Genomic DNA, 22,055 nt, shown 5'->3' with positions numbered 1-22,055 from the left:
GACCTAAGCACTGCCAACGAGCGAGAGTAACTTATTGATGACTTGATTCGGGTGAATACCTTCCGCTTGCGCTTGATAGCTGAGTAACAGTCTATGACGTAAAACAGGGAACGCCATGGCTTGTACATCTTCAGGTGAGACAAAGTCTCGACCGTTTAACCAAGCGTGAGCACGAGCGCATCGGTCGAGAGCAATCGTTGCTCGTGGGCTGACACCCATCTCAAGCCATTGATTCAATGAATCATCGTACTGGCTCGGGTTTCGGGTCGCCATAACCAAACGAATGATATATTGCTCGATTGATTCTGCCATATGAATGTCTAGCACCGATTGGCGGGCTGCAAAGATGTCGGCTTGAGAAAGTGTTGGAGGTGTAATGCCTACATCGCCCTTCGCTTCACCTCTATTAAGGCGCAGAATCTCTAGTTCACTCTCGGCGTCAGGGTAGCTGACATCTAGATGGATTAAGAATCGGTCCAATTGAGCCTCTGGCAGCGGATAAGTCCCTTCTTGCTCTATTGGGTTCTGCGTCGCCATCACCAAAAACAGCTCAGGAAGCTGGTAGGTATTGCGACCGGCCGTAATTTGTTTCTCAGCCATGGCTTCAAGCATGGCCGCTTGAACTTTTGCTGGTGCACGGTTGATCTCATCAGCTAAGATCAACGAGTTAAAAATAGGCCCGGATTGAAAGGTAAATTCGCCAGTTTCCGGACGAAAGATATCTGTTCCCGTCAGATCCGCTGGGAGTAGGTCGGGCGTAAACTGGATTCGGTGGAAGTCACCTTCGATGCAATCTGCCAAAGATTTAACAGCGCGCGTTTTTGCTAATCCAGGGGGGCCTTCGACCAAAATATGACCGTCAGCGAGCAACGCAACAAGCAGTTGATTCACCAGTTCGCTCTGACCAATGATTTGGCTATTTAAGTATTCGCGTAGTTGTTGTAGAGCGTGTGAATTCATGATCTTGTTTCTCCTCATTTTTCACTTAGTAGCTCACGAGATTAAAAAGTTCCACTAGAGATAAAGGTAATTAAATTAGTTGACTAAAACATCATCTAGATTCTTTCATTGAACTTAAACAAACTCCTTAATTTCAGTAAGTTAAAATATGGGGATGAAAATCTCAAATCCAACTTTTCAAATTTGAAATCTTACTACGCATGATCTTCTTTTTAATGAGTGGCTAAAAACCATTCACCTAGTGATTAATTTGTAAAGAAAGTTGTCAATCAGTCGATATACTAAGCTAATTGGAGTCAGAGCTCTTATCGCAATCGCTTAAACCAATTTATCGACAAATAATTGCTTTTTAAGGCAGGTAAAATGAAATTAAACTCAATTAGCATAAAACAGAAAGTGGTCGCAGGGATCACCTTCGCTGTTTTAGCATCGACTATTATTGTTGGAGTAATGGCCCAGCGCCAAGCTCGCGAAGTACTTGAGCACAGACTGATTGATATTGAGCTGCCTTCAATGCTCGAACAAATCAGCAGTCAGATTGATAATGAAGTTAGTCAATTGTTGCTTGCGGCCGAGCAAATTGCCAACAATGAGTTTGTTAAACAAGCCATCAATACTACGAGTATCTCTCCAGATGTTGAAGCTAGATTGGTAAAACAGCTGAACAATGTGCGTTCTCAATACAATCTTAATGATGCCTCTGTGGCAAACCGGGATACGGCTTATTACTGGAACCAAAATGGCTTTTTGCGTCAATTGAATCAGCAACAAGATGGTTGGTTCTTTGGCTTTAAGCAATCAGGCAACGCCACATCAGTGAGTATTTTCCAAGAAGCCAATGGCGACGTAAAAATGTTCACTAACTACCAAGTGCTAAATGGTATGTCGATGTCTGGTTTGTCTAAGTCTATGGACGATATGGTTGCACTCTTGAATGGCTTTAAGATTGAAGATACTGGATTTGTATTTCTGGCTGATTCTGCAGGAACAGTACAAATCCACCGTGATAACAGCAAATCGAAATCCACGTTAGCAAAACTTTTTGGTGGCGAATCCTCTATGCTACTGGGTAAATCGAGTTTCAATCTAATCAATACAGAATATGAGGGGCAAAACGTATTTGTTGCTAGTACCTACGTACCGTCTATGGATTGGTTTGTTGTGGGCGTTGTTCCGGTTGATGAAGTTTTTGCCGATCTGAATGCCGTTGCTAAACAAATGATGTTTACCACCATTATCGTTGCAGGCCTTTTCATCTTTATGGGTATCTTCTTAGCCAATAGCATTGCTCGTCCAATTCGTGAAATCGCATCACGATTTGCAGACCTAGGTAAAGGTGATGGTGATTTGTCACAACGCATTGAGATAAAAGGCACAGACGAGATTGGTCAGCTTTCTGAAGGCTTTAATGGCTTTATTGAGAAAATTCATGACTCGATGAAAGAAGTCGCCTCGACAAGTAATGCCCTTCAATCTGCTGCGGATGGTGTATCGAGCAAAGCGAATACTACCCATGACAACAGTCAGATTCAGCGTGACCAAACTATCCAAGTGGTGACGGCAATCAACGAAATGGGTGCGACGATCAGTGAGATCGCGAGTAACGCTGCGACAGCTGCCGAAACTGCAAACCAAGCGTCAGATAATACTGAAGTGGGTCAAAATGTCGTGAACCAAGCTAAAGATGCGATCAGCCGTCTTGCGCTTGATATTGAGAATACAGGCCAAGTTGTCGAGCAGTTAGCTTCAACGACGCAAGAGATTGGATCGATTTTGGATGTTATCCGCGATATCTCAGAGCAAACCAACTTACTGGCACTGAATGCTGCCATTGAGGCTGCGCGAGCGGGTGAACAAGGCCGTGGATTTGCCGTGGTGGCGGATGAAGTTCGTAACCTAGCAAGCCGTACCGCAGACTCGACTGAAGAAATTCAGAAGATGATCAATCAATTGCAAAGCGATGCGAAAGATGCAGTAACCGCTATGGAAGCAGGTAAGAGTGTCACGAGCGAAGGTGTTTCAGCTTCAGACGAGGCGGTAGAGGTTCTAGTTAATATCTCAGAGCGTATTCATGACATCTCAGATCGTAATACTCAAGTTGCTACTGCTACGGAAGAGCAGTCAACCGTAGTTCACACCATCAATCAGAATATTGAAGAGATCAATGCGATCAATGAAGTCACCACGGGTACAGCAGAAGAGCTAGCAGCAGCAAGTGCAGAGCTTAAAGAACTGTCTGCTCGTCTAGATACTATGGTAGGTAGCTTCAAGCTATAGCCTCTTCAGAAACTGGCATTACTGGGTCTAAGTCGGTAAACTTAGACCCAGTTTTTATTTATAGGGTAAGTGAAGTCATGAGTGATTTCGAAAAAGAGCTAGAGCAGATGTCACAAGAGATGGGCAGTGAGCCTGAAGTGGCACTACCATCGTTAGACGAGCAAAAAGCCATTGCTGCGGAGCTGAAAAAGCTCGAAGCCGAAGGCAAGCTAACACCAGAAGTGCTTGAAGAGTACTTTGGTAAGTTCTACGCAAAAACAGATACGCCAGTTCATTAAGACGAAATGTCTTAAGTGTATTTATTCCAATCTCCTAAGTCGCCTCAGGCGGCTTTTTTGTTGCCTATTATAAAAAGGGTTAATCATGTTCATCTTCGTTCGTTTACTAAAGCTCGCTCTTATCTGCGCGGTGTTTTTTACCATCTATGATTTTATCGCGTTTGGCGAGATTACATGGGTTGAACGTTTACTGGGAACGTTTAATATTTAGCCATGAAAATTATCCTAAAACTGGGATAATGTTAAAGCTTAAACGGCGAGTGGTGAGCATGAAACGCGTTCTTGATGACCTAAACATATTTTGCAGTGTTGTAGAAAATGGCAGTTTGAAGAAGGCTGCTGAGCAACTAAGCATGCCACATAGTACGGTCAGTCGCCGTATGGATGCACTGGAAGAAAGCCTTGGTCTCACTTTGCTGCACCGGACTACACGTGAAGTAAAAGTATCTGAGCGAGGTCTGGAACTTTATCAAAACTGCTCACCTCTGTTTGGTTCATTAAAACGCTCAATTGATATTGCGGTAGACTCTGAGATCCAGTTTAAAGGCAAGCTAAAGGTTTCCATGCCGGTTCGAGCCGGGCTAGATTTTTTAGGAGCATGGCTGATTGATTTTGCCAGTGAACACCCTGATCTTAAACTTGATGTTTCATTATCAAATAGCAACAAAAATCTGATTCAAGAAGAGATTGATTTGGCTTTCCGCGTCGGGCCGTTAGTGGACTCTTCAGCTATTGCCTTGAAACTTTGGGATATTCCGTATTCAGTATGTGCTCACCCAGCCTTACTTAACGCGTATAAGATTGAAAGCACGATTATAGACTCCGATCTACTTAGTACTCTCCCTAGTGTTGTATCCAGACCAGCCGTTTCATGGGCATTTATCAATGGTGCTAAAGAAGAAGTTTTGATAAAGCCCAATCAACAGATGTTTGTTGATGATTTGGGTCTCGCTCACCATGCAGCGCTGAGTGGTAAATACATCGCCATGTTGCCAAGTGTGATGCTAGAAGGGCAGTCGCTAGTAGAGCTGAAAGTGAATGGACTTACACCTAGAACTCGCACCATGTATGCCTATTACTTGGGTCGTCGTTACGCCCATAGCCAAATTAAACAGGTAGTCGAATACATCAAACAGAGGCACAGCGAAAAATAGGATAATTGCAATAATGCAATTGTCATGTCCCATATTGCTTATTTTTTACTTCATGGCTGATGTCTATCATCTCTCTGTCCCCAGATGAAACAGAGCGACAAATGGTCGCGAAGGAGAGAAAGATGAAAGCAGTCGTATTAGAAAGCACGGGTGGTAGCGAAAAGCTAGAATACAAAGACATTGCCAAGCCAGAGCTAGAATCAGGCCAAGTGTTAGTTCAAATTAAGGCGGCACCAATTAACTTTATCGATACTGTGATTCGAGAAGGGAATATGCCACCAGGAATGATGCCAGATCTGCCATTCATTTCCGGTGTTGAGGGTAGTGGTATTGTAGCGGATGCAAATGATACTTCTTTGGAACAAGGTCAGAAAGTTGCGTTTTTAGGCCCCATAGGAGCTTCTACCTATGCGGAGTATACTGCAGTTGATGCGGATAAACTTGTCTTACTCTCTGATGACGCTAATGTCCTTGAAGCTGGTGCTATGCCAGTTACCTATTTTACTGCGTATCACATGCTACATAACGTAGTTCGCGCTCAAGAAGATAAATTCGCACTTGTATACGCCTCTACAGGAGGCGTTGGTACTGCACTGATTCAACTTGCGAAAGTTGCGGGTTTGAAAGTTATCGCTCTTGACCGTAAAGATGACAAAGTTAAACGAGCGCTAGAAATTGGTGCCGATTTCGCTTTTAACTCTACAGAAGATTGGATTGAAGAAGTTAAAAAAGTCACAGGAGGAAAAGGGGTTGATTACATCTTTAATCCCGTGGCTGGGGATACTATAGCGCAAGATTTAGAGGTTCTTGCGACACTTGGCCATATCGTTGTTTTCGGTTTCTTAGCAGGTGTTGGTGAAACTAATCTTCAAGCTGAGGCAGTAAAACATTTCGGTAAAGCGCCAACCATTACTTACTCAGAGATTTACGCAACTTTCTTCAGTAACTTCCCATTGGTTAAGCAGTCAATGGATGCGATTTACCAGTTGCTAGGAGAAGGAAAAATTAAGCCTGTTTATTCAACTATGCCATTGGCCGATGCCGCCAAAGCTCATGACTTACTAGAAAGTGGCAAAATCATGGGTAAAATGCTACTTACTCCTGGCACTGAATAGTTGAATTGATCTCCATAAGACAACCAAAAAGCCAGCGAATACGCTGGCTTTAATGCATTGCTAAGCCGTTTTATTTGGCTGCAACCACAATTTCGCCACTATTGCTGTTATCTAACATATCGACATAGTGCTGGGCAACGTCTTGTGCAGGCATACCTGGTTCAGGATCCATACCCATTGCAACCATGGTTTCTGCAACCCAGCCTGGTGATACTGCATTGATGCGGATGCGCTCAATCTCAGTAACTGATGCTTTAATCGCAGCCTCAACTGCCGCATTAACCGTTGTTACAATACCGCTGCCTGCAAATGGGTACTGAGCCAGTATGCCTGAGGTTAACACAATCACACCGCCGTCGTTAACATACTGCTCACCAAAGCGAACTGTGTTTATTTGCCCCATCATTTTATTTTGAATACCAAATTCCCACTCAGAATCAGGAGCCTCTCCCCATGGAGCCAAATTGGCGACACCAGCGGTACAGAATATCGCATCTACTTTACCCACTTTTTCAAACAAAGCTTTGAGTGACTGTGGATCCGATAAGTCTACAGGGTTTTCACGATGGTTAAGGGATGCGCCAATCACTTGCGCTTTACCTGCTAATAGTGCTTCAAATTGGCGGCCGATTAGACCAGTTACACCTAATACAAGGACTTTTTTCATATCAATAGCTCCGTGTTCGTTGAGTGAAGCTATTATTCGGCAATGAGATTTAATCGTGTAGAGGGGTAAAGGTTATTTTACCTGTAACTAAAAGTTGAAAATAAAATTAGAGTTGAAGTAACAGTGTTCAGATGAGTGTTTTGTGTTCAGAGTCCGACATGCTCGATGAGGAAGTCTATAAACAATCGAGTTCGTTTGGGTAAGTTATCTCGTGACGAGTAATAGACCCAAACGGGTTTTGACTCACCCCAATTGTCCTTTAAAATCGGGATAACCTCTCCACGCTTTACTTGCTCTTCAACATGCCAAGCGCCCATATAAGCGATGCCCAAGTTTTGTTGTAGTGCAATAATCGCAGCGCTGATGTTCGAAACACTTAGATTGCCTTTCGGTCGAAATTGAATGTGTTCACCATGTTCATCCGTGAGAGCCCAATTGTAAGTGCGGCCGGAAGAGAGCGGGCGATAGATGATGCAGTTGTGCTGGGCTAGCTCTTCTATGGTTTTGGGCTGACCAAATTTCTCAACATATTCTCGGTTAGCGAATATACCACTTTGCATATCATAAATAGGGCGAGCAACTAGTCGGCTGTCTTCGTTGATTCGGTTGCCGACACTCACGTCAAACCCCTCATCAACGACATCCAAAACACGATCGCTAAGTACAAGATCCAACTCAATATTAGGGTGAAGGCGAAGAAACTTCGCGATGTGGGGCATCACAAATCTACGACCAAAGCTATCCGGAATGTTCACCCTCAGCTTGCCAGCAGCACTGCGATTTTGCTCCGTTAGCCCATCAATACTCTGCTCAAGTTCGACCAACAATGGCGACACCTTTTGGTACAGGTTAGCTCCATCTTCAGTGAGGGAGAATTGACGAGTGTTGCGATGAAACAGGCGAACCCCAGTTTGTTTCTCCAACGCCGCGACACCTTTGCTGACGGCAGCAGCAGAAATGCCGAGTTTTCTTCCAGCAGCCGAAAAACTGCCCTCTTGAGCGGCTGCGATAAAAAGTGGAAGTTGACTGGGTAACATAGCTATTTCCTTTTCATTGCTCTCTCCAACTTAATTGCGATACCCTTTTCACAATCAAGAGAGCGCTTCTTTTCACAAGCGGACTGAGTTTTCTTATCCATATCGACTCCTACATTTAGATAGCCATCGATAGTATATCTGAAGTGAGTTTGACTCTTACCTAGCAACAAATGAAATCAGAATTAGGTTTTACCTTACACTTAACACGCTCGTTAGGCAGCACTAGATTGACTCGCTGTGCGAGATTAGGGCCAGTATGACCCTAATACGAGCGAAAGTTGTCGCTAAAATTGGCGCGGTGCAAAATCGGTTTTAGTTTGAGATTCTTGCTGGGATTGCATCTCTCTTTTAGCGGCAATAACGCGGTTTTTACCAATCATCACTTTAATTTGATACCAGGTTTCAAGACAAAGCGCCCAACCAGGGCTTGACCACCACGTCTTGTGATAGAGTTTCTTAGTCGCTGCGATTGCATCCGGAGAGCGATTAGCACATTCTAATGCAAGCTTATAAGCCTCATCATAAGGCTGATCTGAGATTTTCGTGACCAGACCATACTGTTGTGCCGTGTCCGCATCAATTTCTTTTGCTGTCATCGCCAATTCTAAAGTGTGGTCTTGGCGCATCAACTCACGAAATGCTAGTGCGCCACCCATATCGGGAATCAGTCCCCATTTTCCTTCGAGAATCGAAAACTTTGTCTTTGGGTGGGCAATTCTAAAATCTCCACCGCTTGCTAATTGTAAGCCACCACCCCAACAGCGCCCGTGGAGAGCAAAGATGACGGGGAATGGAATGTCTCGCCAGCCGACAGAGAAATACTGAGCATCATTTGCTTTGGTTGGCCACCACTTAAACAAAAGTTTGACGGCGCCTTTTTTATTGTGCATCAATGACTTAACATCAAGTCCCGAGCAAAAATCGTTGCCATTGGCTTTTACAATGACCGCCCTAATGTCTCTATTGTTTTTGAGCTGCTTAATGGTACGTTTTACAGCGTTGAACATTTCCATATCAATCGCATTCATTTTATCGCTACGGTTAAGTGATACAGTGGCAATCTTATTGTTATCTATGTCACAGGTAACTCTTGGTTGGTCTGACATTGAACTCGCTCCTTACTGGTCATACCAATAATGTAACTAGATTGTTAAGTGGATAGAATGGAATGGAGTCGATTTTGGGCTTCAGGCTAAGTTTTTATGTATATTGGCGATGGTTTTCACTTGTACCGAATAACACAAGAAATCGAAATTTTCATTTAATGTACTCGGGTTAGAGCGTCTAAAAGCTAACTTTAGTCCTCGCTATGGTTTAGACTAAAGCATTGATTGTGGTAATAAAGGTAAGCAAATGGATTTAGCGAGTAGATTAAATCTTCTGTTGGAAATATCAAGAACAGGCTCATTCGCTAAAGCAGCCGAAAGACTCAATGTTGATCGCTCGGTGTTATCAAAGCAAATCAAACAGCTTGAAAATCACTTAGGCGTAAAACTGATAAACCGTACTACACGCTCTATGTCGCTGACAAGCGTGGGTAAAAGGGTGGTCGAGCAAGCGGAAAAAGTCAGCCAAGTTTTGGAAGAAACCGTAGACATAGCACATTCATACCATAGTGAACCATCTGGGCATTTGCGGGTTTCAAGCTCTGTTTTATTTGGCCGAGCTTATTTGCAAAAAGTCGTCGAGTGTTTTTTACAACGATTCCCGAAAGCAACCGTTGAGTTACTGCTTAGTGATGAGTTGGTGGATGTGGTCAGTGAAGGGTTCGATCTTGTTTTTCGAATTGGCCCAATGAGAGACTCTTCGATGATTGCGCGTCATCTCACCGAGAACAAGTCCGCAATCATTGCATCTAAAGAGTTTGTTGAAAAATATGGGATGCCTGAAACGCCTGAAGAGCTGGCTGAGTTGCCTGGTGTGATTTATGCGAACAAACACTTTGTTGTCGATAAACTGCAGTTTGTCGATCGTGAGTCGGGACAAACGTCTGTTTATCCGATCAAGTATAGTTATCGGGTCAATGAGGCGGATTTGATACTTGCCAGTGTGAAAGCATCAATAGGATATGCTCAAATCGCTCAATTTATGCTGGCTGAAGACATGGAAGAACAAGGTATCGTTCAACTGCTACCCGATTATACCTTGGCGTCATTCGGTGATATTCACGCAATTTATACGCATAGGAAACAGTCAATATTGGCGACATCATTTATTGAAATTACGCGAGAGGTGATTGGGACACCACCTGTATGGGAGCGTAATTTTAAATCTTGATTTGAACGAAGCAAAAGCCCGATTGAGAGTCGGGCTTTTTGACATCCATGTTTTTTTACTTAGAACGATGTTAAGTAGCGTTGTTCACGTACTGCGACACCATTCTCGTCTTCAATCTCAAATGTGAATGAACGGCCGTGGTCAAGTAAGTTTGCCGCCATAAATGTACCTTTCTCACCTGTGGTGAAATATTGGGTACCGTTGCCTTTCACTTTCACTTTTACATCGCTAACTGGAGAGCCATTTTCCAGAACAGTTACGACTGCTTGGTTTTCGAATGTTTTGATTCGGATAGACTGATCTTTTGCTGGCATTGCTGAAGCCATTGTAGATGTTAATGCCGCAATAATTAGAGTTGTGATAGCTGTTTTCATAATCTTATTCCTCTGAATGCTTTTGTTATGCTTTTCTTAAGAACCGCTGTTCTTGGTACGGGAGAGATTATGCTTAAATTTATAAACGTGATAAATATCACGTTTGACATTTCACTGTTGCCAAAATGTCTATAATGGATTTCAAGAAATTTCCTTATGATTGGGACTGAGAATGGAGTGTGCTCTTCCTTGTTGAAACCATTAACGCCGTCGCTCAAGCTAATATGTTGGTAAGGCAAAAAGTTTTATCGATTACCCAATTGACGAGTCTAAGGTGATGCATTTAGTAGGGGATTAGATTTTCTTAGCGGCGATACGTTCGACGAGAAAATCGATTAACAGCCTTACTCGGGTAGGCAAATACTCTTTGGAGGAGTAATAGATCCAGATGGGTATTTGCTCACCCCAATGCTGTTCTAGTACAGGAACAATCTGACCTTTCGCTAACTCTTTATCGAACATCCAATTGCCCAAGCAAGAAATACCAGCGCCTAACAGTGTTGCTTCTTTGGCGGCGCTGAAGCTATTCACTACTAGTGAACCGGTTGGCTCGTACATCACGGAATTACCATCAACGCTAAGCCGCCATTTGTGCTTTCGCCCGGTGGTTAGTGAACGTACGGGCAAGCATTGATGTTGATTGAGCTCCGACAAAGACTGCGGTTTGCCATTACGCTTAATGTAAGCGGGCGAGGCGTAGATGCCTATCGAGGTAGAAAACAACGGTCGCCCGATAAGACGCGAATCTTCATTGATGGATGCTCCGACACCAAGATCAAACCCGTTTTCAATCAAGCTAATATTTCGGTCATCGAAGCTCAAGTCACAGTGAACTTCTGGATACTCAGCCATAAACTCCACAATGAGTGGTAGCACAATATCTTGGCCGATAGAGCTAGCAGGCAGGTTGACTTTGATTTTTCCCGAAACGTTCTTACTGTCATCTGTCAGTTGTTCAATTTGGCTTTGAATCTTATCAATCGATGGCGCTAAACGCACAAACAGTGTTTCGCCTATCGGTGTCAGACTAAGAGAATGGGACGAGCGTAAGAACAGCTTGGTTTGCCATTCTTGCTCCAATTTTCCGATTGCCTTACTAACAGCAGGAGCTGATATACCGAGCTCACGCGCTGCTCTAGCAAAACTTCCCAGCTTGGCAACTTGGATAAAAATGGGTAACTGAGAGGGAAATGATTTCATTAACTTAAAGTTATCTTAAAGGTAAGTATTTGCACGCTACAAGTTAACAAAACTTTGGTCAATACTAATTGCACATAATGATTACCCATTCGGAGAAAGATAATTATGGCGCTGCCGAAATTACACTATGCCATCACTCGACAAGATATGGATGCTTTTCAACAATTACTAGAAGGTGATGCCGACGTTAATCAGTTGGACTCTGTGATGGGCAATTCCCCACTGCATATAGCAGCGCAGCAAACTTCACCCGATTGGGCGTTAGCATTAATGAGTAACGGCGCGTTCGTCAATCTGCAGACCCCCAAGCATGGCGTGACTCCACTGATGCTAGCGGTGTGGCACCGTAAGCCTATAGTGGTAAAAGCATTGCTGACTAATCCGGATATTAACATTGAAATCGTTTCAACTTTTGGCCTTAAAGCAGAACAGTTTATCGATTTTGGTGCTTCGCAAGATGACCTGTTTGGTCAAGCTCAAGCACAGGAATTACGTGAGTTGTTTGCAAAACATCGCTGTAGTATCAACAAGCAGCAAAGCTTACTGAACGCAGTGAATATAACGACTGATCTCTCTATGTCTGATCAAGAAAAAGCGCGCGCCATCGCTCAGCAATCTGATCTTACAGCACTCAACATCGCGACCTCTGTTAGTAGCTCTGGAAATGATGAACATACTGCTGTGATGATCGCAGCCCGAGATGGCCTTACGGAAACCTTAAATGTGCTTATGAGGGTGGGCGGGGATCAAACCATCCCAGATCATTACATGAAGGCGATACCACTGCACAAAGCCGCTTACAACGGACATGCACAAGCTATCGATGTTCTCTCTCGTTACCCTGGCTTCACCGAAACACTCAATGCGCAAGGACCGAATAATGGCTATACACCGCTTCATGATGCGGTGTGGCATGGTCATGTTGATGCGGCGAAAAAGTTGATAGCAACAGGAGCAAAAACAAACTTAAAAGGTTATGACGGGAAGACACCACTCGACTTAGCGAAACAGTATCACTATCAATCGATTATTAATCTACTTGAGAACACAACCAATGAATAAAGTAACAACAGTTCTACTACTAACTGGGTTAGCACTCATGCCGCAAGTACAAGCCAATGATTCACTTAACAGCTTAAGCTTAACCTACGACGTTCACGCTCGCTCTCAAATGAGTGAAAACGACGTAAAGAGCTTTGTTTATCAATGGTTCGCTGCGTTCGATCATCAACTCGAACCAGGGTACTTTCTTAACCGAATCAGTGAGCAAGTAGAGATGCAGTATCCTGATTTTCCGATCCACTCTAAGCAAGATTTTCTCCGCTGGTATCAAGGGGTCACTGACAATATCATCTGGAACGGTCATACCATTAAAGAGATTATTGTCACGGGTGATCAGATATCAGGTTGGGATATCTCATACGACGTAAACTGGAAAGCAAAATCAAAAGATAACCAGCAATACGATGTTATGGTTCACCAAGAGCTGAAGATCATCCGAGTTGGTGACATGCTGAAGCTGACCAAACTCGACGCAAAAATCATCAAATAGGGACTGAGGATGAAAAAGATCCTATCAATGACGGCTATCTTATTATCAGCACTTACCGTCTCTTACTACGCATTCTGTAGTGATACTCTTCATTTAGCTGCTTACCATGGTAATCAAGAGCAAGTTGTAGAGCTGTTAAAGCAAAATCTAGATCCCGATGAAAGAGACACTTATGGCGGAACTGCACTTCATGCTGCTATGTTTCAAGACAATTTACAGATCGTTCAGTTACTCATTGATGCAGGTTACGACGTCAACGCTATTGGGCCACGCAATGGTTACACGCCACTGCACGATGCTGTATGGTCCAACAATCTGCCGGCTTTAAAGTTGTTGGTTGAACATGGTGGCGATCTATCTATCAAAGGTTTAGATGGCAACACACCATTATCTAAAGCCCGAGCAGAAGGAAAGCAAGAGATAGTCGATTATCTAACCAATTTGTAGATCATCAAACTCTAGCTTCTCCCCCTTGGCTTTCGTGGCTAAGGGGGTCTTTTCTAAAGTGCAATTTTCTACCAAACAAAACTCAATTTTCTTCAATATCTGCGCAATCTTCTCAACTAAATTAATAGACATCTTAGAGAGGTGCTTGTTGTAGCGGGAAGCACTGTTTTAACGGACCAAAAAACATAGTGAGATATACCATGATGAAAAAAGCTTTAGTTATGGCAGTAGCAACTGCAGCATTCACATCTAGTGCTTACGCAGACACGATTGTAAAACACACTACGCTTCAAACTGAGGTAGGTGAACTGGCAGCGAATATTTACCTTCCTGACGATGTTGAAAATCCACCAGTTGTTGTTGTGACTGGCGCTTGGACCACAGTAAAAGAGCAAATGCCTGCAAACTACGCAGAGCATCTAGCAGAGCAAGGTTATGCGGCGGTGACATTTGACTTCCGTGGTTGGGGTGAGTCAAAAGACGAGCTAAAAGAACTTGAAGATCCTCAACGTAAAATCGCTGATATCAAAGCTGTTTTTGCGTCGCTAGATCAAGTGAAAGGCATTGATACTACTCGTGCATACGGCCTAGGTATTTGTGCTTCATCGGGTTACATGTTAGATGCCGCTTTGGGTAATGATGATGTCGTCGCAGCGGCTGCGGTAGCGCCTTGGCTTCACGATCGCTCAATTGTTAACGCGGTATATGGTGGTGCAGAGTCAGTAGCAAACCTAATTCAATCAGGTATTTCAGCTTTGACAAGTGATGAGCCTCAGATCATTGAGGGTGCGAGCCTGACTAACCAAAATGCTCTAATGTACAACGTACCTTACTACACAGAGAAAGATCGCGGCCTGATCCCTGAGTGGGATAACGCTTTCAACGTAGGTTCATGGGCAGGTTGGCTGACTTATGATGCACATGCAACTGCTGCTCAACAAGATAAACCAGTTCTACTTGTTGCTTCTGAGGCAATGGCAATTCCAGCCGGTACACACGGTTACCTAGAAAAAGCAGGTGACAATGTACAAGCAGTTTGGTTGGAAGACGTATCTCAATTTGATTTCTACGATGTTGAAGAAGACGTACAAACATCAACTGACGCAGTCGTTCAGTTTTTTGATAAAAACATCTAATCGGCTAAATTGCTTAAGATGAATACTAAAATCCCTCGATATCTATCGAGGGATTTTCTTTTTTAAGGCAGGTCAACTTCTATCATCATAAGCTTTGCGAGCGCTTTCGATCTCTTGCCTGTGGTCATCGGCCCAAGAAACTAACTGATACAGAGGCTTAACTAGCTCTCGCCCCATAATTGTTAAGCTATATTCTACTTTCACCGGAACTTCAGGATAGACCGTTCTATTCACGTAACCCTCACGCTCTAAATCTCTTAGCGTTTGAGTTAGCATCCTTTGGGATATGCCCTCAATCCTTGATTTCAATGAGTTGAACCTATCTTCTCCATCTACTAGGGCAAATAGGATGAGTAGTGACCATTTGTCACCAATTTGCGACACTACATTACGAACAGCACACTCCTCATTGTTGTAGAAAATTCTTCTTTCTGGCTTAGCTTTAAGTGACATCTTGCTGCTCCTTTCTCTTCCCAGAACTTGTCTTAGGTTACCAAAATGTGCCTAGGGTAGCTTTTGGTACCTTCTTGTTATGTAGGTTACTATTAATTACTATGGTTATCAATGTATACCTATTTGAGATGATTTCAACAGGAGTGAACTATGTTAAAGGCAATGACAACAACGATTCTTTTGCTATTAAGTACAGCTGCTTATGCACAATCAACAGATAAGCTAACGATCGATTTACAAAAACTGCAAAAGCCAAACTGGACAGCACAAGAGCGCGCAAATGCTGAGCTGATTACTGATTTTGTGCAAAATTTAATGAACAACCACAATTTTGATTATGTTCTTGAACATTACAACGATAGCGCTTACGTACAGCACAATCGCAACCTACCAGACAAAGTGACGGGTCTGGTGGGTTTCTTACAAGAGTTTGTAGAAGAGTACCCAGACTATACGTATGACGTTAAGCACATCTATGTCGATGGCGATTATGTCATCTTCCATTCGCATGCCACACTTGACAAAGAAGATCGAGGTAACGACCAGAAAGGGATGAACATCATTGATAAATGGCGTATTGAAGATGGTCGAATTGTAGAGCACTGGGACTCCATTCAAGCTCTGGATTTTTCAATGAGAGTGTACTCATTGATTAGTGGTGGGGATATCCAAAACTCAAATGGTGTTTTTTAATTGAGTTATCAAAGTAAACCAATAGGGGCATGGTTGGCCCCTATTGTTTACGTCTCTCAAATCGTCTTTTAGCCAAAGTCGAGTGTCATTATAAATCGAGGCTTGTCTGCATCAATGGTAGGAGAACGGTGAACTAACCCTGTCTCTTCATTGCCTTCCCAGCGACCACCTTTAAGCAATGCGACATCACCGCAATGCAATTGCTGAACATCGGATTCGTGTTGATACAGGCCGGAAAGAGAATCTGATAGGCCATTACTACCACGACCCAGCTTTGAACGATCTAAAGTTGGGTTAGCCAGCCACTCAGTTGCTGCACCATGATAGGTAGTCACAAGGCGGCATGGCACTTGATCAACATGGAATCGCGGACACATGGCTCCGCTTAATGTGGCAAATCGCAATCCTACTTCATCCAACTCAAACAGGTAGCAGAACATATCCACAAGCTGAGCCATATCTTCCAGAAGGGCTTTTGGCGCTTCACCATCAGTCGCGTAGTCAAGAACCTCAAATGCATTTGCAGGGGAAACAGTCAAAGATTTACTAATGGTTGGGTTCGCGGCCAAATATTGGCTGACGGCGTTGGTAAAGTCTTGATCGAAACGACGTTGCCAGACGGCAATATTGACCCCGTCTTGGTAGATATCACTCAGTACAGTGGCTTGCTCGCCCAAGCTAACGCATGGAGTTTCAATCTCAATTTCCGTTGTGTTAGCGATGTTTGGACCAGTTACAACAGCATTCATTAAATAGCTCCAATCACGTCAAACTATATTTATCAGGACAGATTAATTCATAAGAAAAACTTACATCTGTATGTGGGACAAAAGGATATTATATTGTTTATGTTATAACATAACGAAAGTGTTCCACAAGTATTGCAGTTCCTAATGATAGTGTTCGAACGACTTTGGTACCGTTTTGTTTGCTAGTAGTTGGAGTTTTGCTAGGAATTTGATGTAAAAAGCACTGACGATTTCGCCAGTGCACGGAATAGACAATTGTAACTAAAGCAAGTGACGCAAGTTCATCTGCAAACACAAAGCCTTGTTGTCCAAGTGATTGTGCCACTTTCGGGAAATAGACTTTGTTGTAGAACTGCGCGGTTTATGCCGTGTAGCTTGGCATCTGTCTCCTGCTTCAGTCATCTCAGTTAACAGCTATGTCGGTGTCAGAACATAGCTTCCACTTTTGTGCCCGAGTGAATCAACTCCTGCATTGCATCTGTGTGGTAGCTATAAGGAGAGAGCGGCTCCATCGCGCTTAAACGGTTAAGGGATTCCACATGCTCCGAGTCTAGATGAAACTCCAAAGCGAGCAAGTTATCTTCCAGTTGCTCCAGCTTACGAGCACCAATGATCGCACTGGTCACTCCTTGATGTTTCAGCATCCAGTTAAGAGCGATTTGCGATGGGCTACGGCAAGTGACTTGCGCTATCTTAAGTAATTCTGCAATCAACTTAACGTTCTTTTCGGATGCAAGGTTGGCAACACTGGGATCCGTCGTCCAAGTTTCCGTAAGCCTACCTGATCCTGTTAGCTTACCTTGTGCATCAACTTGGTACTTGCCCGTCAAAAGGCCATTGGCTAACGGGCTCCAAGCCGTGAAACCAATATTAAGTGCTTTACACATCGGCAGATGTTCATAGTCACTATGGCGCGCCGCTAGACTGTATTGGTTTTGAATTGCACTCACCGGGCTAAAGTGATTCTTCTCGGCGATGGTTTGCATTTTGGCGACATACCAAGCAGGGAAGTTTGATAAACCATAGTGAAGAATCTTTCCTTGCTGTACCAAACGCTCGAAGGTATACAATACCTCTTCCAGTGGCGTTCTCATGTCCCATTGGTGTAAGAAATAAAGGTCAATATAGTCTGTCCCCAGTCTCTTCAATGAAGCATCAACCGCTTTAACGATATGCTTGCTACCGTTACCTCCACCATTTGGATCTCCGGCAAACTGGTTTTGCGTCCCCTTCGTTGAAATAACCATACGATCACGATTGCCCGCTTGCTTCAACAGTTCACCAAGCCAGACTTCGCTCTGGCCATTTTGATAAATATCTGAGGTATCAAAAAAGTTGCCCCCCGCTTCAATGTAGCGACTGAAAATACGCTTCGCTTGCTCTTTACTGCTAGACCAAGCATCACCCCACTCTCCCCCGAATGTCCCGGCCCCGAACGCGAGCGGTGATACCCGCAGCCCAGTGTTGCCAAGTAACCGATAAGTCGTTAAGGATTCAATGGTATTTGGGTTGGATTTGACCGTATCAAACGGTAAGTCTTTGCTGAGCGCGTCTGTCATCTCTTTATCTCTCTGATTTAATCTGCAAAACCAAAACGACTAAGCGTTTTTAGATGTTTTAAAAGGTGGTTTGTCATGACAGAGAAATAGTGGCGTTTACTGGATAGATGAACAATGGGCTAGCGGTTGAATCAGAATCAACCACAAGTTAAGACTGGTCATAACCATTAACTGCTGTCTTATAGGTTATTAGCTGACTTATAATGATTTTATAAGTCTAGATAGATAATTGATGGCGTACGTACGAACGTTATTCGCATAAGTTGTTGCACGTATATGGCACCTAAGAAAAAGCTTCCGGAGACAGTTTCCGGAAGCTTTAGGGGTTAATGACTAGAAGATATCCGACGCTTCAAACTCTCCTTCAACTCTGGAGATATAAAGCTTGCATCGAGCGCATCCAAATTAGTTTGGATAAAGTCAGCCTCTTGCCAATCAAACACATCGTGCAATAACTGATACTCTTTGTTTAACGTGGTGTTGGCTATCGTGCGGGCATCGGTGTTGATATTTAGCTTAACCCCAGCTTGCTTAAGTTTATCCACCGAGTGCTCTTGGATACTACCAAACACGTTACACACCAAATTACAGCTTGGGCAAACTTCGAGTAACGTATTTTGCTGCTTCAGACGCTCAATAACCTCTGGCTGCTCAATACTTCTTACCCCATGTCCTATGCGAGTCACATCCAACTTGTCCAAAACCTCGGCCACACTGTCTGCGCCTTTGGCCTCTCCAGCATGGGCAATGACATTCCCACCCGCTTTGCGCACATGGGCAAATGGCGCAATATGATTGTCTAATGGGAAGCGCGCTTCATCAGCAGCTAAATCCAACCCCACCACACCTCTATCCATAAATTGAGTCACCAATTTAGCGGTTTGCATGCTCTCTTCCGCACTGAAATGTCGTAATGTACATAACAGCAAACCAGCCTCAATTTGATACCGCTGAGCAGCCTTTTCCATCGCTGACAAGGTAATTTCGACGACTCTCTCAGCCCTCATACCCAACCGAGTATGTAAAAGAGGGGCAAAACGAAGTTCTGCATAGATAACATTATCAGCTTGGAATTGGTCGAAGAGATCATCTACCGCTTGTTCAATCGCAGATTGAGTTTGCAAAATATCCAACATGGGTGCGATTTTACTTAAAAAGTCCCCCAAATCGGCACATTGGTGTGGCGCTATAAAGGTTTCTTGGAACGTTTTCAAACGCATTTCTGGAAACACTTTGCGAACAAAGTAATAGCTAAGACAGGTATCCAGATGCACGTGCAGTTCAACTTTCGCCAACTTACGCGGGTCAAATTTAGTCATGTTCATTCTCCAAAAGTAGGCTCTGTTGCCAACAGTTCAAACAGCTTACGCTTAAAGTATCCATCTTTAATTTTGGTGATGACATTTGCGTTTTCAGGTTTGTGCGTCAGATTGGTGGAGTCAATCACAAAGTGGCCGTAACTCTTCTCGCTTTGGTACTCGATCCATGAATAAGCCGTTATGGATGATTCAACAATTTCTGGATAGAGGGCAACCGCCATGGTTGTAGGATCAGGCAGATCGAACCCAACACGCTCCGTTCTCCCGGCATTGAACTGCATAAGTGTCTTGTTACAACGAACTGCAAACTGACCGAGTTCACCGAGCTCATTGAGTTGTTTTATGTCTTGCTCGCCGATAAAGGCTTCACCCATGCCGATTTCCCAGCCAACAATGTTGAGCGGTAAACCGGACTGCAACACAAGGTGGACGGCTTCCGCATCAACATAGAAGTTAAACTCAGCCAGCGGAGTAATGTTCCCCGGCGTTAGGCCAGCGCCTCCCATCACTGTGACCTGCTTAATGTTACGAGCAAAATTAGGATCTTTGAGCACTGCCATAGCCAAGTTAGTCAGTGGGCCTAAGGTTATTATTTCCAGTTCACCTTTAAATCGGTAGGAATAGTCAATCATGGCATCGACGGCGTGCTGATTTTCAATCGTTAGCTCAGGCTCAGGGAGATTCATATCGCCCATACCGTCTTCGCCATGAATATGGTGAGAAGTAAAATGCTCACGAAATAATGGCTTAGTCATTCCGGCATAAACCGGAGGAACGTACGTCGCCGCTTTCTCTACGCAGATTAGCGCATTGCGTTTGCATTGCGGTATCGCACAGTTTCCTGCCACCGTGGTTATCGCTTCTACGCGTACCGAAGGCTCTCGCAATGCCATTAATAAAGCAACGGCATCATCAGAAGCGGTATCTGTGTCTATCAGTAAGTGTCTCATCGTCTCTCATCCTTTTGTTTTTGGTATAGCGAAAGACTAAGTTGGCGTAGCGATACGAAAAAGGTCATTTGTCCTTTTTTCAATCTAAGTGGAAACGCACTATTTGAGTCAATAAAACAGAGCAAGACGGTTAACGCTAACCGTACCAATCAATAAGTGAACAAGGGGATGTAGTGATGAATGAGCGAGTGTTTGTATTCGGCTCTTACAATATCGATATGGTGTCTGTCGTTGAAGAGTTTCCTCTGCCAGGACAAAGTGTAACGTCGAAAGGGTTTAACTTAGGCAGTGGTGGCAAAGGGGCTAACCAAGCCTATGCAGCGCAACAAAATGGTGCTGATGTTAGTTTTCTTAGCAAAATAGGGAAAGATCAGTTTTCTACCTACGCTGAAAATGCCTTAGAAAGGTGCAATTTCTACCGTTTGCATTTGTTGAAATCAGACGATCATCCGACTGGTATGGCGAACATTTTTGTACGCGAGTCAGATAGGGAGAACTTTCTTGCTATCAACCTTGGAGCAAACGGGAATGTCTCCAATCAAGAAATTAGGTGTTTCCAACCGGAGATTCGCGAAAACAAAGTTCTTCTGGTTCAATTAGAAAACAATTCTGATGCCATTTTGACGGCTATGAAGACTGCTAAAAAACACAATGTAACCACGATTTTGAACCCTGCGCCATACTCCAAAGAGGTGACAGCGCTACTACCTTTCACCGACATCATCACGCCGAATGAAACCGAAGCGAAAAAGCTCACCGGGATTACGATAAAGTGTTTAGACGATGCTAAAATGGCCGCTAGAATTTTAAATAGCTTAGATAAAATCGCGAATGTAGTCATTACCTTGGGCTCGCAAGGCGCACTGGCTTATGATGGGCAAGAGTATCATTTTGTTGAGAGCTTCAAAGCTACTCCCATAGACACGACGGGAGCAGGCGATGCCTTTAATGGCGCTCTCGCCAGTCAGGTTGCTAAAGGTGTGTCTCTGGCTGACGCAGTTCATTACGCCACGGCATACGCATCATTGGCAGTTGAACGAAAAGGGCGGCAAACATGCCAGAAGGTCATTTGGTTGCCGAGCGTATGCTTGGGGCTTCTAAATAAACTAAACCTCAACACAGACAGGAAGGAAGACGATCGCGATGGAGAAGCTAGCTAATAAAAAACTGATTGCTGCCTTTGTCAGCTCTTATTCATTAGATCGTCATTTTTCACCTCAACTTATCGACTCTATGAGGTTAACCAAACTCACGCCAGGTGAGTACCTTATTGCTCAAGGCAGTCGATTGACCAAACTGCATCTGGTAGTCGAGGGTAAACTTCAAGTCGAACATTATGAGAGGGATGGTAACCGAGCGGTTTTCTCCATCGAGAAGGCGTTCAGCGTGATTGGAGACCTCGAGTTGTTTCATCATCAAGTAGCGCAGACCGTTAGTACGGTGAAGGCTTTGTCCGATACTTATATACTTGAGATCCCGATCAGCAAAGTCGAGCAGTTTGGTCTTTGCGATCCCGCTTTCCTGAGATTCATCTGCCGACAATTAAGCAATAAGTTGTACAATTCATCGCAGCTACACTCCAATGCCGCGTTTAAGGCGGTGTTTAAAGTCAGGAAATATTTGGCGTATCGAGCAGAGTCCGAGGGGCTCACTATTCGACTCGAAAAAAGAGAGTCTATCGCCGCTATGCTTGGCGTTTCAGTTCGCCAACTCAATCGTTCGCTTAAGTCACTTGCAGAGCAGAAACTGATCGATTACAAGAACAAATCGGTGCAAGTACATAATATTGAGAAGCTTGCCGATGTCAGCCCGACCGAGTTTGAATGAAGCGCGTTCTAAGAAATTAAAATCTACAGAA

General features: G+C 43.9%; 23 protein-coding genes. 12 read left to right on the top strand and 11 right to left on the bottom strand.

Going from position 1 to position 22,055, the window contains the following annotated elements; translation table 11 throughout:
* Positions 1-3: 3 nt before the first annotated feature.
* Positions 4-960: an AAA family ATPase gene (locus LYZ37_RS21045; protein ID WP_272787477.1), complete on the bottom strand. Its 957-nt coding sequence runs from the start codon at positions 958-960 to the stop codon at positions 4-6.
* 363 nt (positions 961-1,323) lie between these two features.
* Here LYZ37_RS21045 and LYZ37_RS21040 point away from each other — a divergent pair, with 363 nt between their 5' ends.
* The 4 genes from LYZ37_RS21040 to LYZ37_RS21025 all read left to right on the top strand — a co-directional run bounded on the left by LYZ37_RS21040 (position 1,324) and on the right by LYZ37_RS21025 (position 5,784).
* Positions 1,324-3,237 carry a methyl-accepting chemotaxis protein gene (locus LYZ37_RS21040; RefSeq protein ID WP_272787476.1) on the top strand — a complete coding sequence of 638 codons (1,914 nt, stop codon included), beginning with the start codon at positions 1,324-1,326 and terminating at the stop codon, positions 3,235-3,237.
* Between the two features lie 77 nt (positions 3,238-3,314).
* Positions 3,315-3,515 (top strand): restriction endonuclease subunit S, encoded by a 201-nt coding sequence (locus tag LYZ37_RS21035; protein WP_272787475.1) that lies wholly within the window; start codon positions 3,315-3,317, stop codon positions 3,513-3,515.
* Between the two features lie 269 nt (positions 3,516-3,784).
* Positions 3,785-4,669, top strand: a complete 885-nt coding sequence (locus LYZ37_RS21030) for a LysR family transcriptional regulator (RefSeq protein WP_272787474.1) — start codon at positions 3,785-3,787, stop codon at positions 4,667-4,669.
* Positions 4,670-4,791: 122 nt separating this feature from the next.
* Positions 4,792-5,784 carry a quinone oxidoreductase family protein gene (locus LYZ37_RS21025; protein WP_272787473.1) on the top strand — a complete coding sequence of 331 codons (993 nt, stop codon included), beginning with the start codon at positions 4,792-4,794 and terminating at the stop codon, positions 5,782-5,784.
* Between the two features lie 70 nt (positions 5,785-5,854).
* Here LYZ37_RS21025 and LYZ37_RS21020 read toward each other — a convergent pair whose 3' ends face one another.
* The 3 genes from LYZ37_RS21020 to LYZ37_RS21010 all read right to left on the bottom strand — a co-directional run bounded on the left by LYZ37_RS21020 (position 5,855) and on the right by LYZ37_RS21010 (position 8,594).
* On the bottom strand, positions 5,855-6,451 hold the full coding sequence (locus tag LYZ37_RS21020) for a short chain dehydrogenase (RefSeq protein ID WP_272787472.1): 597 nt from the start codon (positions 6,449-6,451) through the stop codon (positions 5,855-5,857).
* A 146-nt stretch (positions 6,452-6,597) separates the two neighbouring features.
* Positions 6,598-7,488: a LysR family transcriptional regulator gene (locus tag LYZ37_RS21015; protein WP_272787471.1), complete on the bottom strand. Its 891-nt coding sequence runs from the start codon at positions 7,486-7,488 to the stop codon at positions 6,598-6,600.
* 284 nt (positions 7,489-7,772) lie between these two features.
* Positions 7,773-8,594, bottom strand: a complete 822-nt coding sequence (locus LYZ37_RS21010) for a crotonase/enoyl-CoA hydratase family protein (RefSeq protein ID WP_272787470.1) — start codon at positions 8,592-8,594, stop codon at positions 7,773-7,775.
* Positions 8,595-8,841: 247 nt separating this feature from the next.
* On the opposite strand from LYZ37_RS21010, the gene LYZ37_RS21005 reads away from it, so the two are divergent.
* A complete protein-coding gene (locus LYZ37_RS21005) occupies positions 8,842-9,765 on the top strand; it encodes a LysR family transcriptional regulator (RefSeq protein WP_272787469.1) in 924 nt (307 codons plus the stop codon).
* 59 nt (positions 9,766-9,824) lie between these two features.
* Here the strand turns inward: LYZ37_RS21005 and LYZ37_RS21000 are convergent, their stop codons facing one another.
* Both LYZ37_RS21000 and LYZ37_RS20995 read right to left on the bottom strand, forming a co-directional pair.
* A complete protein-coding gene (locus LYZ37_RS21000) occupies positions 9,825-10,139 on the bottom strand; it encodes a hypothetical protein (protein WP_004745476.1) in 315 nt (104 codons plus the stop codon).
* Between the two features lie 294 nt (positions 10,140-10,433).
* Positions 10,434-11,339: a LysR family transcriptional regulator gene (locus LYZ37_RS20995; RefSeq protein WP_272787468.1), complete on the bottom strand. Its 906-nt coding sequence runs from the start codon at positions 11,337-11,339 to the stop codon at positions 10,434-10,436.
* A 105-nt stretch (positions 11,340-11,444) separates the two neighbouring features.
* Between LYZ37_RS20995 and LYZ37_RS20990 the strand changes: the two genes are divergently transcribed.
* From LYZ37_RS20990 to LYZ37_RS20975, 4 genes are all read left to right on the top strand, one after another.
* Positions 11,445-12,401, top strand: a complete 957-nt coding sequence (locus LYZ37_RS20990) for an ankyrin repeat domain-containing protein (protein WP_272787467.1) — start codon at positions 11,445-11,447, stop codon at positions 12,399-12,401.
* A complete protein-coding gene (locus LYZ37_RS20985) occupies positions 12,394-12,891 on the top strand; it encodes a hypothetical protein (RefSeq protein WP_272787466.1) in 498 nt (165 codons plus the stop codon). Before LYZ37_RS20990 ends, LYZ37_RS20985 begins: the two co-directional genes overlap by 8 nt.
* Positions 12,892-12,900: 9 nt before the next feature.
* Positions 12,901-13,338 (top strand): ankyrin repeat domain-containing protein, encoded by a 438-nt coding sequence (locus LYZ37_RS20980; protein WP_272787465.1) that lies wholly within the window; start codon positions 12,901-12,903, stop codon positions 13,336-13,338.
* Between the two features lie 200 nt (positions 13,339-13,538).
* Complete coding sequence (locus tag LYZ37_RS20975) at positions 13,539-14,474, top strand: alpha/beta hydrolase (protein WP_272787464.1); 936 nt, start codon at positions 13,539-13,541, stop codon at positions 14,472-14,474.
* Between the two features lie 72 nt (positions 14,475-14,546).
* On the opposite strand, the gene LYZ37_RS20970 is transcribed toward LYZ37_RS20975, so the two are convergent.
* On the bottom strand, positions 14,547-14,927 hold the full coding sequence (locus LYZ37_RS20970; RefSeq protein WP_272787463.1) for a winged helix-turn-helix transcriptional regulator: 381 nt from the start codon (positions 14,925-14,927) through the stop codon (positions 14,547-14,549).
* 150 nt (positions 14,928-15,077) lie between these two features.
* Here LYZ37_RS20970 and LYZ37_RS20965 point away from each other — a divergent pair, with 150 nt between their 5' ends.
* Positions 15,078-15,620 carry a nuclear transport factor 2 family protein gene (locus tag LYZ37_RS20965; protein ID WP_272787462.1) on the top strand — a complete coding sequence of 181 codons (543 nt, stop codon included), beginning with the start codon at positions 15,078-15,080 and terminating at the stop codon, positions 15,618-15,620.
* 68 nt (positions 15,621-15,688) lie between these two features.
* Here LYZ37_RS20965 and LYZ37_RS20960 read toward each other — a convergent pair whose 3' ends face one another.
* From LYZ37_RS20960 to LYZ37_RS20945, 4 genes are all read right to left on the bottom strand, one after another.
* Positions 15,689-16,369, bottom strand: a complete 681-nt coding sequence (locus tag LYZ37_RS20960; RefSeq protein ID WP_272787461.1) for a DUF1826 domain-containing protein — start codon at positions 16,367-16,369, stop codon at positions 15,689-15,691.
* A 425-nt stretch (positions 16,370-16,794) separates the two neighbouring features.
* Positions 16,795-17,928 (bottom strand): aldo/keto reductase, encoded by a 1,134-nt coding sequence (locus LYZ37_RS20955; protein ID WP_272787460.1) that lies wholly within the window; start codon positions 17,926-17,928, stop codon positions 16,795-16,797.
* Positions 17,929-18,254: 326 nt separating this feature from the next.
* On the bottom strand, positions 18,255-19,247 hold the full coding sequence (gene add, locus LYZ37_RS20950; protein WP_272787459.1) for an adenosine deaminase: 993 nt from the start codon (positions 19,245-19,247) through the stop codon (positions 18,255-18,257).
* A 2-nt stretch (positions 19,248-19,249) separates the two neighbouring features.
* Positions 19,250-20,197, bottom strand: a complete 948-nt coding sequence (locus LYZ37_RS20945; protein ID WP_272787458.1) for a nucleoside hydrolase — start codon at positions 20,195-20,197, stop codon at positions 19,250-19,252.
* A 176-nt stretch (positions 20,198-20,373) separates the two neighbouring features.
* On the opposite strand from LYZ37_RS20945, the gene LYZ37_RS20940 reads away from it, so the two are divergent.
* Together LYZ37_RS20940 and LYZ37_RS20935 are read left to right on the top strand one after the other, a co-directional pair.
* Positions 20,374-21,357 (top strand): ribokinase, encoded by a 984-nt coding sequence (locus tag LYZ37_RS20940; protein ID WP_272788398.1) that lies wholly within the window; start codon positions 20,374-20,376, stop codon positions 21,355-21,357.
* Positions 21,341-22,024: a Crp/Fnr family transcriptional regulator gene (locus tag LYZ37_RS20935; protein ID WP_272787457.1), complete on the top strand. Its 684-nt coding sequence runs from the start codon at positions 21,341-21,343 to the stop codon at positions 22,022-22,024. The genes LYZ37_RS20940 and LYZ37_RS20935 overlap by 17 nt, the downstream gene beginning before the upstream one ends.
* The last annotated feature ends 31 nt before the right edge of the window (positions 22,025-22,055 follow it).

Origin of the sequence: Vibrio tubiashii, from assembly GCF_028551255.1 — a bacterium.
Lineage (GTDB): Bacteria > Pseudomonadota > Gammaproteobacteria > Enterobacterales > Vibrionaceae > Vibrio > Vibrio tubiashii_B.
The sequence above is the reverse complement of the archived record's forward strand: the minus strand, read 5'-3'. Positions and strand labels throughout refer to the sequence as shown.

What these genes read in the sequence shown, in the direction of transcription:
- LYZ37_RS21045 (WP_272787477.1), bottom strand. Translation starts at nt 960, where the DNA reads ATGAATTCACACGCTCTACAACAACTACGCGAATACTTAAATAGCCAA.
- LYZ37_RS21040 (WP_272787476.1), top strand. Translation starts at nt 1,324, where the DNA reads ATGAAATTAAACTCAATTAGCATAAAACAGAAAGTGGTCGCAGGGATC.
- LYZ37_RS21035 (WP_272787475.1), top strand. Translation starts at nt 3,315, where the DNA reads ATGAGTGATTTCGAAAAAGAGCTAGAGCAGATGTCACAAGAGATGGGC.
- LYZ37_RS21030 (WP_272787474.1), top strand. Translation starts at nt 3,785, where the DNA reads ATGAAACGCGTTCTTGATGACCTAAACATATTTTGCAGTGTTGTAGAA.
- LYZ37_RS21025 (WP_272787473.1), top strand. Translation starts at nt 4,792, where the DNA reads ATGAAAGCAGTCGTATTAGAAAGCACGGGTGGTAGCGAAAAGCTAGAA.
- LYZ37_RS21020 (WP_272787472.1), bottom strand. Translation starts at nt 6,451, where the DNA reads ATGAAAAAAGTCCTTGTATTAGGTGTAACTGGTCTAATCGGCCGCCAA.
- LYZ37_RS21015 (WP_272787471.1), bottom strand. Translation starts at nt 7,488, where the DNA reads ATGTTACCCAGTCAACTTCCACTTTTTATCGCAGCCGCTCAAGAGGGC.
- LYZ37_RS21010 (WP_272787470.1), bottom strand. Translation starts at nt 8,594, where the DNA reads ATGTCAGACCAACCAAGAGTTACCTGTGACATAGATAACAATAAGATT.
- LYZ37_RS21005 (WP_272787469.1), top strand. Translation starts at nt 8,842, where the DNA reads ATGGATTTAGCGAGTAGATTAAATCTTCTGTTGGAAATATCAAGAACA.
- LYZ37_RS21000 (WP_004745476.1), bottom strand. Translation starts at nt 10,139, where the DNA reads ATGAAAACAGCTATCACAACTCTAATTATTGCGGCATTAACATCTACA.
- LYZ37_RS20995 (WP_272787468.1), bottom strand. Translation starts at nt 11,339, where the DNA reads ATGAAATCATTTCCCTCTCAGTTACCCATTTTTATCCAAGTTGCCAAG.
- LYZ37_RS20990 (WP_272787467.1), top strand. Translation starts at nt 11,445, where the DNA reads ATGGCGCTGCCGAAATTACACTATGCCATCACTCGACAAGATATGGAT.
- LYZ37_RS20985 (WP_272787466.1), top strand. Translation starts at nt 12,394, where the DNA reads ATGAATAAAGTAACAACAGTTCTACTACTAACTGGGTTAGCACTCATG.
- LYZ37_RS20980 (WP_272787465.1), top strand. Translation starts at nt 12,901, where the DNA reads ATGAAAAAGATCCTATCAATGACGGCTATCTTATTATCAGCACTTACC.
- LYZ37_RS20975 (WP_272787464.1), top strand. Translation starts at nt 13,539, where the DNA reads ATGATGAAAAAAGCTTTAGTTATGGCAGTAGCAACTGCAGCATTCACA.
- LYZ37_RS20970 (WP_272787463.1), bottom strand. Translation starts at nt 14,927, where the DNA reads ATGTCACTTAAAGCTAAGCCAGAAAGAAGAATTTTCTACAACAATGAG.
- LYZ37_RS20965 (WP_272787462.1), top strand. Translation starts at nt 15,078, where the DNA reads ATGTTAAAGGCAATGACAACAACGATTCTTTTGCTATTAAGTACAGCT.
- LYZ37_RS20960 (WP_272787461.1), bottom strand. Translation starts at nt 16,369, where the DNA reads ATGAATGCTGTTGTAACTGGTCCAAACATCGCTAACACAACGGAAATT.
- LYZ37_RS20955 (WP_272787460.1), bottom strand. Translation starts at nt 17,928, where the DNA reads ATGACAGACGCGCTCAGCAAAGACTTACCGTTTGATACGGTCAAATCC.
- add (WP_272787459.1), bottom strand. Translation starts at nt 19,247, where the DNA reads ATGACTAAATTTGACCCGCGTAAGTTGGCGAAAGTTGAACTGCACGTG.
- LYZ37_RS20945 (WP_272787458.1), bottom strand. Translation starts at nt 20,197, where the DNA reads ATGAGACACTTACTGATAGACACAGATACCGCTTCTGATGATGCCGTT.
- LYZ37_RS20940 (WP_272788398.1), top strand. Translation starts at nt 20,374, where the DNA reads ATGAATGAGCGAGTGTTTGTATTCGGCTCTTACAATATCGATATGGTG.
- LYZ37_RS20935 (WP_272787457.1), top strand. Translation starts at nt 21,341, where the DNA reads ATGGAGAAGCTAGCTAATAAAAAACTGATTGCTGCCTTTGTCAGCTCT.